The 9,906-nt window shown below is 64.6% G+C and carries 11 protein-coding genes and 1 pseudogene; 4 read left to right on the forward strand and 8 right to left on the reverse strand.

The genetic code is table 11. The features are described from left to right. Positions 1-172: 172 nt before the first annotated feature. On the reverse strand, positions 173-631 hold the full coding sequence (locus MHY29_RS09230; RefSeq protein ID WP_370643499.1) for a type II toxin-antitoxin system RelE/ParE family toxin: 459 nt from the start codon (positions 629-631) through the stop codon (positions 173-175). 29 nt (positions 632-660) lie between these two features. Here MHY29_RS09230 and MHY29_RS09235 point away from each other — a divergent pair, with 29 nt between their 5' ends. From MHY29_RS09235 to MHY29_RS09245, 3 genes are all read left to right on the forward strand, one after another. Continuing rightward, positions 661-1,017 (forward strand): multidrug efflux SMR transporter, encoded by a 357-nt coding sequence (locus MHY29_RS09235; RefSeq protein WP_020626388.1) that lies wholly within the window; start codon positions 661-663, stop codon positions 1,015-1,017. Continuing rightward, positions 1,017-1,340, forward strand: a complete 324-nt coding sequence (locus MHY29_RS09240; protein WP_224356845.1) for a multidrug efflux SMR transporter — start codon at positions 1,017-1,019, stop codon at positions 1,338-1,340. The genes MHY29_RS09235 and MHY29_RS09240 overlap by 1 nt, the downstream gene beginning before the upstream one ends. Positions 1,341-1,631: 291 nt before the next feature. Beyond that, positions 1,632-1,952: a hypothetical protein gene (locus MHY29_RS09245; RefSeq protein WP_144819872.1), complete on the forward strand. Its 321-nt coding sequence runs from the start codon at positions 1,632-1,634 to the stop codon at positions 1,950-1,952. Between the two features lie 557 nt (positions 1,953-2,509). Here MHY29_RS09245 and MHY29_RS09250 read toward each other — a convergent pair. From MHY29_RS09250 to MHY29_RS09280, 7 genes are all read right to left on the reverse strand, one after another. Further along, on the reverse strand, positions 2,510-2,899 hold the full coding sequence (locus MHY29_RS09250) for a heavy metal-responsive transcriptional regulator (protein WP_036334145.1): 390 nt from the start codon (positions 2,897-2,899) through the stop codon (positions 2,510-2,512). A 122-nt stretch (positions 2,900-3,021) separates the two neighbouring features. Next, on the reverse strand, positions 3,022-4,392 hold the full coding sequence (locus tag MHY29_RS09255; protein WP_224355385.1) for an NAD(P)/FAD-dependent oxidoreductase: 1,371 nt from the start codon (positions 4,390-4,392) through the stop codon (positions 3,022-3,024). A 163-nt stretch (positions 4,393-4,555) separates the two neighbouring features. Next, the gene (gene merB / locus MHY29_RS09260) at positions 4,556-5,218 is read right to left on the reverse strand and encodes an organomercurial lyase MerB (RefSeq protein WP_036336638.1); all 663 of its coding nucleotides are present in this window, start codon (positions 5,216-5,218) and stop codon (positions 4,556-4,558) included. Between the two features lie 59 nt (positions 5,219-5,277). Continuing rightward, positions 5,278-6,714 carry a mercury(II) reductase gene (merA, locus tag MHY29_RS09265; protein WP_239240540.1) on the reverse strand — a complete coding sequence of 479 codons (1,437 nt, stop codon included), beginning with the start codon at positions 6,712-6,714 and terminating at the stop codon, positions 5,278-5,280. Between the two features lie 112 nt (positions 6,715-6,826). Beyond that, entirely contained in the window at positions 6,827-7,144 is a 318-nt protein-coding gene (locus MHY29_RS09270; RefSeq protein ID WP_224355383.1) for an SUMF1/EgtB/PvdO family nonheme iron enzyme, read from the reverse strand. Positions 7,145-7,491: 347 nt separating this feature from the next. Beyond that, a complete protein-coding gene (locus MHY29_RS09275; RefSeq protein WP_239240542.1) occupies positions 7,492-8,814 on the reverse strand; it encodes a hypothetical protein in 1,323 nt (440 codons plus the stop codon). Positions 8,815-9,068: 254 nt separating this feature from the next. Continuing rightward, entirely contained in the window at positions 9,069-9,641 is a 573-nt protein-coding gene (locus MHY29_RS09280; RefSeq protein WP_098094180.1) for a recombinase family protein, read from the reverse strand. A 192-nt stretch (positions 9,642-9,833) separates the two neighbouring features. Here MHY29_RS09280 and MHY29_RS09285 point away from each other — a divergent pair. After that, positions 9,834-9,906, forward strand: a pseudogene (locus MHY29_RS09285) (transcriptional regulator); the annotation flags it as partial.

Here is a 9,906-nt window from a genome sequence, read left to right on the forward strand (position 1 = left end):
CATCTACATGACGTCAGGGCGGGCCGAGGAGCTGTTCATGGGGGTCCTTGCGTGCGGGGGCCGCTGGGCGGTGAGCTGGTCGAGGGTGTGCATGGGGGCTCTCCTGGGTGCTGGGGGTGAGATGTAAGCAGTGCTGGTCTCAGGGGTGCTGCTCAGGTTCACGGTTTCGCTCCTAAGCACCGGGTGGGGTGCTGCGGAGCGCGTGGAGGTGGGCGTCGAGGCGTTCCTCGGCCAGGGGGATGTTCGTGGCGTACCACTTCTTCCAGGCCCCGGCCTTGTCCCCGGCCACCAACAGGATTGCCTGCCGGCGGGGGTCGAAGGCGAAGAGGATCCGGATCTCGCTGCGCCCGCTCGAGCCGGGGTGCAGCTCCTTAAGGTTCTTGTGCCTGGAGCCGGTGAGTGTGTCCACCAACGGTCGGTCCAGGGTCGGCCCGGGCTTGCTGGCGAGAGTTGTTGTCAATGACTGCTGAAACGCGAGCAGGAATCGACACCTGAAAACCGAGCAGGTGGGCCCAGCAAACAGCGGCATGAGCGCGTGTATGGCGGTGCATCCACGAAGCACGCCTCTCGGAAACGCGGGGACACCAGCGTCCAGCCGGTAGAATAATGAACAGACACGGCCGAGCCGCATGCAGGCGCTCGCCCCTTCCAGGAGAGACCATGACCAAATGGTTCCTGCTCGCCGGCGCCGTCGGTAGCGAAGTCATCGCATCGCTGTCACTCAAGGCAGCACTCACCCACCCCGCGCTGTACGCGGTCGTCCTGCTGGGCTACGTCTCAGCCTTCACCTTCCTCACCCTGGTACTGAAGCGCGGAATGGCCCTCGGTGTCGCTTACGGCATCTGGGGCGCGTTGGGTGTCGCCGCAACGGCGGTGCTGTCCGCCGTCCTGTTCGACGAACGGATCACGGCCATGATGGGGATTGGGATCGCCCTGGTGATCGCCGGCGTTCTGATGGTTGAACTGGGATCGCACCATACCCCCGACACCGACGAGCAGCAGGCGGGGGCAGCGTGATGCAGTGGCTATTCCTAGCCGGGGCCGTCCTGTCCGAGGTGGCTGCCACCCTGTGCCTGCGTGTGGCGGCCGCCGGCCGTCGTGGGTTCTACGCGGCCGTGGCCGTCGGTTACGTGCTGGCCTTTGTCTTCCTGACCCTCGCGCTGCGCGCCGGGATCGGGCTCGGTGTCGCCTACGGGATCTGGGCCGCCGCGGGGGTTGCCTTGACCGCGATCGCGTCCCATGTCCTATTCAAGGAACCCCTGACCCGCACCATGATCTTGGGGATCTTGCTGATCATGGCCGGTGTGCTGGTCATCGAAATCGGTTCCAGCTCCCACTGACCTGCGGCGGTGGCCGCGCCGCGCACTCATCGCCAAGGTGGTGATGTCACGCGCAACGTCTGATCGTGGCCGATCGGCGCGGATCAGTGGGGTGCCACCTTCCTCCGCGCCGGTTTAGTGACTAGCGTGCGGCGCATGAGCGGGGGTGCGCAGTCCGTCAGCGTCCGTGTGCATGGGGACTCGATTCTGGGGCAGGAGTGCCTGAAATCCATGATGTGGCCATGGAGTGTGGAGCGGCTCGGGTTGCCCTGTGTCGGTCTGTCGTGGGGGGTGCCGGGGGAGACGTTCAAGGTGCAGGGTGCCTATGCCCAGGAGCCGGTCCGGTATGAGGATCTCAACTTCCAGGAGATCGGTCTCGTGGGGGAGGACTTCGGCCGCGGGCGGCCGGCGTGGCCGGACCGGTGCTTCTCCCTCGAGCTGTTCCCGGAGTATTCCCCCGAGGTGGCGTGGCTTCGCCTGCGGGTGGTGGAGGAGGCAGGGGCGCAGGAGTTCCGAGCCCAGGTCACGTTGCGTCCCCGTTCGCAGGGCAGGGGCTGCCAGGCCGACCTCGACTGGTGGGAGTCTCGACTCGGAGCTCTTCCAGCCCAGATGAGGGAATGGGCTCGGTCCTGATCCGTTCCTCGGGGTCAGGGGCCCGGGCCCTCCTTCGTCCCGGGGATGCGCACGTTTCGGACGGGGCCCCGGCGGTGCAGGGGTCTCTCTGGGTCCGTGTCCAGTCGGGTATACCCCTTTACACGCCCCGCCCGCCCACGAGATCATCACGTCAGAGACGGTGTGAATCGCAGCGCTAAATGGCGTGGTTTTTGTAACGCTTTAAGGCCTGCTAATCAGGTGGGTGATCGGATCTGAGCTTTCCGCAGACGACAGGTTCTACGTCCGGCTGACGGCGGGTTTCATAGGCACCCCTGGCGCAACAAACGTTTTGTCGTGAAATCCTAGACCCCGCCCTAGAGGGCCTGTGGTTGAAGAGTCGGTCTTACGATGGACAATGGTCCAAACCAGCGACACCAGTGCGCACTGTTCGTGCTGTGGGCGGCGTCTGCCGTTGAGCAGGTTGCACGCGTTGGCGGATGGCGCGGCTTACGTCTGCCGGCGGTGCGGCTTATGGATTGCGGTCCGTCGTCGCTGAGTGATTCCGTTGAAACGTCTGGTTGTGGATGTGCCGATGATCAAAGGTAGCTACAGATGACTTCGGCATTGCACTGAGCGGGGTCGCCGGCCGCCGCGGTTCCGTGAAGGCCGGCAACGGTTTCTCTGAGCGCGGTGAGTTCGGCGATGTGCCTGTCCAGGTTCGTCAGGTGCTCGGCAAGCTGATCACGCACGTGGCCGCACGGCGCCGTGCCAGCATCCCGGATTTGGAGGATGTCGAGGATTTCGGCCAGAGTGAGGCCGGCAACTTGGCTGCGCCGGATGAATTCAAGCCTGACGATCGTGTCCTCTGGATAGTCGCGGTAGCCGTTGGTGGCTCGGTCGGCCTGCGGCAGGAGCCCTCGCTCCTCGTAAAACCTCAAGGCCTTGGTCGTCACGCCGGAGGCCGCCGCTACTTCACCGATACGCATGCTTCACCTCGTTCTCGAAAGACTCCGTAATCTTCCATTTTGCTGGAAGATCACGAAGGTGATGGGGGTCTTTGTGGTGTGCCAATTCCTTCGTGCTCCCGCCTGTACGTTTCTCGACCCGGTTAGGGGGTGAGGTCGAGTTGTTCGAGGGCGACCTGGTAGGCCTCGTGGTAGGTCGGGAATTGGGCGACCTGGTCCAGGAGCGTGTCGATCGGCAGTTGCGTGCGGATGGCGAGGGAGGCGTGGTGGATCCACTCTCCGGCCATGGGGCCGACGGCCCAGGCTCCGATGAGGATCTTCCGGTCGGCGTCGGCGAGTAGGCCGAGGTGCCCGCGGGGGTCCTGCTCGTAGGTCCAGGGTCGGGCGATGGCGTCGGCGAGGTCCAGTTCCGTGGCGATGGTGCGGATGCCCTGCTTCGTTGCCTGTTCCTGGGTTAGTCCGGCGCCGGCGATTTCGGGGTCGGTGAATACGACACGCGGTATGCCGTCGTAGGTGGCCGGGTGGGGTCGGCCGAGGATGGCGTCGGCGGCGATCCGGCCTTGGTACTTCGCGACGTGGGTGAAAGGCATGATGCCGGTGACGTCGCCGATGGCCCACGTGTTTTCGCCGGCGCGGCAGTGGTCGTCGATCTGGATTTCTCCGTGGTCGCCGAGGGTTACGCCAGCGTGTTCGAAGCCGAGTCCTTCGGTGCGTGGTGTGCGGCCGGTACCGAAGATCACGACGTCTGCTGCCACCTCACCGGCTGGATCGCCGTCGCGTGTCTGAAGCTTGATGATGCTGTCGGCTCCCTCGCGCCGCGCCTGGACGGCGGAGGTGGCCAGCCGGATGTCGATGCCGGCCTCCTGCAGGTACTGGTGGGCAAGTTCCCCCACCCGGGGCCCTTCGCGGTCCAGTAACCTCTCGCCGCAGTGGATCAGGGTGATGGCCACTCCGAAGCGGGCCAGGAACGTCGCGGTTTCCACGCCGACGGCGCTGCCGCCGATGATGACCGCCCGCTCGGGGAGCGTGCTGGTGGTGTAGGTTTCACGGTTCGTCCAGGCCGTGATCTGGTCGATGCCGTCCAACGGTGGGATCACGGCGTCGGAGCCGGTGGCGATAATGATGTTCTCGGCTGTGATCTCGCGGTCTCCAGCCTGGATCCGGCCCGGTCCGGTAATCCGAGCTTCGTCCTTGATCACCACGGCGCCCTCTTTGATGTACCCGTCGACCTGTGCCTGGTCATCGAGGTTCCGGATCATGTAGTCCCGGTACTTTGCAGTGGCAGCCCAGTCCAGTTCGGCGCCGGAGACACCGGCGGCCCGTTGAACTTCCGTGCGCGCTTCCGGCGGCCGCAGGACGGTCTTGGAAGGGATACACGCCCAGTAGGCGCATTCCCCGCCGATTAGTTCCCGCTCGAAGACCACGACGTTCTTCCCGGCTTTCAGAAGCCGGTCGGCCGCGACCTCCCCGCCTGGGCCCAGACCGAGGACGGCAACATCGAAATGTTCACTCATGAGAATTTCTCCTTCAGATTCAGCGGATCTTTCCCGGCTCTTTCCGGTCCTTCGTCAACATCTCGCACCGGCCCCGGCCCGCCTCCTGCACCGGTACTGAACCCGTGCAAGCCCTCCAGTTGCCAGTGGTGGTCCGGCGGGTAGTGGTGGGTGGTCGGTTGGTTCAGCAGGCGCAGCTTTGGACGCCGTTGCTTACCTGGTCGGTGGCGGGTCCTGGTGTGTGGGTGAGCATCTTCTCAGCCATGGAGGATCCGAGTTCGTAGGCCTCTTTGACAGGCATGATGGTGCCGCCGGGGTGGGTTTCGAGCCAGGGCGCTGCGTCGTCGGGTGAGGCGAAGAAGTGGACCTGGTTGCAGAACGATGAGCGGACGGAGCTGATGTCCTCCGGGTTCACCAGGGACACCACGGCGGTGGCCGGCTCCACGCTGGTGACACCCATCGCTGTGACAGCCACCCGTACCGGGGTGCCTGTGGCCTGATGTGAGGATTCGATACGCGCGGATGCGCCCAGCAGGGTCGGGAAGATCAGGGTGTCCAGCGCGCACCAGGTGTAGAGTTGCTCACCGTTTACCTCGAACCGGTGCTGCGTGGGGCGCTGCGTCAGGCCCTGCCCGATGATCCGCCCGGACCCGTCGTACTCCGTGTCGCCCATCGCCTTGAGGGCAGTGCGGACTTCCTCCCCGGCACGGCCGGTCGCCGCGGCGAGGTCGCTCACGTCGACCGGGTCGCCCAGGGCGAGGAGTTTCAGTAGGGGCATCCACAGCCAGGGCTCCATCCCCGTCTCGTTGGACGCAAGCCGGTCAGTGACCTCGCTGATGTTGTTCATCGCGGTCGTTCCTTTCAAGGCATGGTGTGTCAGTGTTCGGCGATCGGTGGTTCAGGTGTTCAGGCGGCGCAGCAGGAAAGTTTGGAGACATCCGTCTTGAAGGACTGGGCAACGATCTTGATGCCCTCGGCCATGGTCAGGTACGGGCTCCAGAGGTTCGCGACCTGATCGACGGTCATCCCGGCCTGCAGGATGTACACGCCTGTTGCAGCGAGGTCGCCGGCTTCCTTCGCGACGGCGGTGATACCGACGATCCTGCCGGTGTCGGCGTCTGCGACCATCTTGATGAATCCGCGGGTGTCCCGGTTCACCACGGCGCGGGGTATGTATTCCAGCGGTACAACCCGGCATTCGCACCTGATCCCGGCGTCTCTTGCCTGCTTGTCGGTCATGCCGACAACCGCGAGGTTAGGGCTGGTGAACGTGACGCGGGGCAGGTGGCTGTAGTCCACGGCGCGGCCGGCGTCGCTGAAGGCGTTGTCGACCATCAGGGTGCCGTGGGATGCGGCGACGTACACGTATTCGGGGTGCCCGGTCACGTCCCCCGCAGCCCAAACGCGTGGGTTAGAGCTCACCAGGGTGTCCTCGACGACGACTTCCCCCTTGTCCCCGGTCTTCACGCTCACCCCGGCCAGGTTTAGCCCGTCGGTGACCGGGCGCCGACCCGTGGCGATGAGGACCTTGGAGGCCCGGAGGGTTTCGCGCCCGCCGGCGATGTCGGCCTGGGCGGCAATGCCGCCGTCCGTGTCCTGGGTGATGGAGGAGACGGTGGAGCGGCGGATGACCCGGATGCCCTCGTTGGCGAAGACGCTCATCAATGCCCTGGATGCTTCGGGTTCCTCACCCGATGCCAGGCGAGAGCGCACCAGCATGGTGACCTTCGAGCCGAGGCGGGCGAAGAGTTGGGCATGTTCCAGGGCGACGTACCCGCCGCCGATGACCAGCAAGGACTCGGGTACCTCGTCGAGGTCCATGGCCGTGGTCGATGTCAGGTAATCGACCGTGTCCAGACCATTGATCGGTGCGGCCCACGGGGTGGAGCCGGTCGCGACCAGATAGTGGGCGGCCGTGATCGTCTCCCTGGTCCCGTCCTGCGCGGTGACCTCCAGCGCAGGGTCCGCGGCGGTGCCGGTGAATACAGCATTGCCGTGGCGCAGCTCCCACCCGTAGTCCGCGACGAGGTCCACGTACTTATCGGAGCGCACGTTCTCCACCAAGGCGCGCTTTCCCGCGATGAGTGCTTCCATGTCCACGGGTCCCGCGGTGGCGGTGAGGCCGGGGAACCTGCCGGCGTCCTGGGCGGTGTGGCGTGCCTCGGCTGCGGCGAGCAGAGCCTTGGAGGGGATGCATCCGGTGTTCACGCAGGTCCCGCCCACGGTCCCGCGTTCGATCATGACGACCCGTTTGTCGAGGTTCGTTGCCCTGATCGCGGCAGCGAACGCGCCACCACCGGAACCGATGATCGCCAGATCGAAATGCGGTACTGCCTCGTTCATGCGAATCTCCCTACACTGCCATCGGGCACCGGTTCATTGCGTGACGGCAGAAGCTGATGGCTGGTTTTCCAGTGGTTGATCTTCAGTCTGCACCTTCCCCTACGGGGGAAGGTCAAGGGTTCTCTGAACGGACGACGGGCTGGGGGCCCTCGAGGTGGTCGAGGCCGGTCCAGGCGATGTCTTCAAGCGGCCCGTAGGCGGGCGAGGTCGTTCCGGCGCGGCAGGCGTACTCCCACTCGGCCTCGGTGGGCAATCGGTACCCGTCAGCGCTCGTGTTCCAGGTAACGGAGCGTCCGTCCCCAGCACGCGTGTAGGCCGGCTGCAGCTCTTCGGCATTGGATAGCTCGTTGCAGAGGTTGATGGTCTCGAACCATGTCAGAGGCGTGAGCGGGCGTCCGGTGCTCCGGTCATGGAGGGGGTGCACTGCCATCTCGAAGGGCTCCAGTTCCACATCCCGTGTGGTCCCGCGGCGGGCGTCGCTGTCGAGATGCAGTGAAGATTTCACACGACACGCGATGAACTTTTCGCAGAGCAGGTCAGTCAGTGTGGCCCGCGAAAAGTGGCCCTCGGCCGCGGGCGGTGTCACCGACGTCCCCCGGTCCGTACAGCAGTCACTGTCGAGGGGGCGTGTGCTGGACCTCAGCCAGGAGGTAGGCGACGGCTGCGAGTGTGAGGTGGCGTATGTAGTCGGCCAGCTCTGGGGACACGTCGGTCGGTTCGAGATGCCCGTGGCCGTCGCCGCCGGTGTTCCTGGTGCTGGTGACTGGGGACTGCCGTCTACTCCGCAGTGCCCCCATCAGACGCCTCGTGAGTCAGTGAATCTGTACTGTAGAGACCCCGCTGGCTAGTAAGAGAGGCCTGCGCTGCCCCCGTGGTGAGAACGCCGGCCTCGACGGACCTGACCAGGCGGAAGAGTTCTGCGGTCGGAATTACAAGACCACCCTCCTCGCTGAAGGTTTGAACGTGGTCCTGCACTGACTCGAAGGGGCCCGGCCGAGCGGCCGGAGGTTGTCCCATGTACGCATTTACCACGTACCAGTAGGCGTCCGGTTGCATGTTTGTCTGGCGACTGTACTCAGAGCTGTACCGGGCAAACTTTTGGAAGTCGTTGGACTTACCAGCCTTGGAGTAGCCCTTGACCTCCACAAGCGCGGTCCACGTCCCGGAACTTGTACTCACCCGCAGGTCCTCGAGTTTGGCCACCCCATCCGAATCCATAAGCGTAACCTCAAAGCCCAGGGCCGAGAGGGCCTCCTCCACTGCCAATTCGAGGTCTTCGCCGTTCTTGGTCAATAGACGCCGCGCCCCCGATTCCGCAGCCTCTGAGGCCTCGGCTAACCGACCCTTCGCGGCCGCGATTGCCTGACCCAACCTCTCCTTCTCACGCTGCAGATCGAGCTCAAGACGATGGATTTCCTCCAGCTCTCGGAGCTCTGCCCCGGTCATCCAGGCTGCGTCGTCGAACCCTTCGCTGGGAGGAGGAGCATCTATGGTGCCATCGGCGACCCACTCCCTCCATGCTGTCAGCAGCCATGCGCGCTTGTTTGGCGTCCATGACGGGAGGAACAAGATGGGGAAGCGCTCTGCCGTCAGCCCCATGGCGGCGATTACCGTGCCGTCCTGGAACTTCAGGAGCGGCGTAAGCGCCTCCTCTGGTCCCAACCAGTGTTGTATCTGCGGCTCGCTGTCCCTGGTCATGATCACTAGGTCAGACGTCTGAATGGTGTGAAGGTTGCCCAGGTTCGCTGAGATGGCCGGCTGGAGCCCTTCCTTGAGAAGATCCCTCCAAGGTGTTGCCGCCAGGGGCACCTGTATCAACGAGCGCAGCTGTGTCTCCCGGGTCTCAACTGAGTAGCCATCGTCCAATACTGAGCCGTGGAACGAAGCCTCAAGCAAGAAGTCCTCCGGACAGGCTAGACGTTGGCCGCCAACGGGGCCGAAGACGATGACCGGCGCCTGGGCGCCATTGATTGGCTGGCCGAACGAGACGATCAGGTCGTAGTCAGGAAGGTGGAGCTCGTCTGGCTGCTGTGCTCGGACCACCATGGGGAAAACATCGACCTCTGCCGGCGACACCGTCGCCTCCGCGAGGCATGCCACCAAAGGATGAGGAAACTTCCCCTCGGGATCTAGATTCGTTCTCCGAACCTGAGTAGGGGTCTCACGCGGGAGCTGCATGGGGTACTTCGCACTGGGCACAACTCAAGAGTCTATGGGGTGGGAGATCGTCCCCGCTCTCGAAACCTCCCGCCACAACCCATAGGTTCTTGGCAACGACTCGGGCGACCCAGTCCTGTGGATGTGATGGCTTGGTGGCGGGTTTCTGTGATCGCTCAGTGGCGGTGCAGGCGCGGTCAGGTGTCGGTCGTGGTGCGGCGCAGCTCGCGGTAGATGGTGGTGCGGGAGACGTTGAACAGCTCGGCCAGCTCGGCTTGGGTGTGCTCGCCGGCGGCGTGCAACGTCAGCAGGTGCTTGCGCTGAGAGGGCGAGAGCTTGGGCTTCTTGCCTTTGAGTTTGCCCTTGGATCTGGCGATGGCCATGCCTTCGCGAGTGCGCAGGCGGATGAGGTCCGCCTCAAACTCGGCCACCATGCCGAGCACGTTGAACAGCAACCGGCCGACGGCGTCGTTGGGGTCGTAGACGCTGCCTCCGAGACTGAGCGCCACTCCCTTGGTGGTGAGCTCGTCGGCGATGTCCCTCGCGTCCGGGAGCGAGCGGGCCAGCCGGTCGAGCTTGGTCACCACCAGGGTGTCGCCGTCCCGGGTCGCGGCCAGCGCTTCGCGCAGCCCGGGCCGGGCGCGGGTCGTTCCCGTCAGGCCGTGGTCGAAGTAGATGTCCTTGTTCTCGACTCCGAGGCGCTCGAGTGCTTCCCGTTGGGCGGAGAGGTCTTGCTCGAGAGTCGAGACGCGCGCGTAGCCGACATGCATGTCCCCATTGTTGCAGTTACCCTCCCCTCACCGCCCACGTCACCGTACGGGTCTTGCGTACATGACGATCCCTCACAAGAAGTCGTCGAGGACTGAGCTCGCTCGACGTACGGTGAAGGATCCCCTTACGGGCATGCGATCTGGGCTGACGCCTGTGACCGAGTGTTCAGTTCGCGCTGTATAGTTCAGTCCATGCTGACTATTGCTTCGCGTCTCGACGTGATGAACCGCCTGGGTCGTGCACTGGCCGACCCCACTCGATCCC

The organism is Micrococcus sp. ACRRV (genome assembly GCF_022346985.1).
In the GTDB taxonomy this organism is placed as follows: Bacteria; Actinomycetota; Actinomycetes; order Actinomycetales; family Micrococcaceae; genus Micrococcus; species Micrococcus porci.

Excerpts from the sequence above, each read along its gene's own strand:
- MHY29_RS09280 (WP_098094180.1), bottom strand. The coding sequence starts at position 9,641 with ATGCATGTCGGCTACGCGCGCGTCTCGACTCTCGAGCAAGACCTCTCC.
- MHY29_RS09250 (WP_036334145.1), bottom strand. The coding sequence starts at position 2,899 with ATGCGTATCGGTGAAGTAGCGGCGGCCTCCGGCGTGACGACCAAGGCC.
- MHY29_RS09240 (WP_224356845.1), top strand. The coding sequence starts at position 1,017 with ATGCAGTGGCTATTCCTAGCCGGGGCCGTCCTGTCCGAGGTGGCTGCC.
- MHY29_RS09255 (WP_224355385.1), bottom strand. The coding sequence starts at position 4,392 with ATGAGTGAACATTTCGATGTTGCCGTCCTCGGTCTGGGCCCAGGCGGG.
- MHY29_RS09270 (WP_224355383.1), bottom strand. The coding sequence starts at position 7,144 with ATGGCAGTGCACCCCCTCCATGACCGGAGCACCGGACGCCCGCTCACG.
- MHY29_RS09230 (WP_370643499.1), bottom strand. The coding sequence starts at position 631 with ATGCGGCTCGGCCGTGTCTGTTCATTATTCTACCGGCTGGACGCTGGT.
- merA (WP_239240540.1), bottom strand. The coding sequence starts at position 6,714 with ATGAACGAGGCAGTACCGCATTTCGATCTGGCGATCATCGGTTCCGGT.
- merB (WP_036336638.1), bottom strand. The coding sequence starts at position 5,218 with ATGAACAACATCAGCGAGGTCACTGACCGGCTTGCGTCCAACGAGACG.
- MHY29_RS09235 (WP_020626388.1), top strand. The coding sequence starts at position 661 with ATGACCAAATGGTTCCTGCTCGCCGGCGCCGTCGGTAGCGAAGTCATC.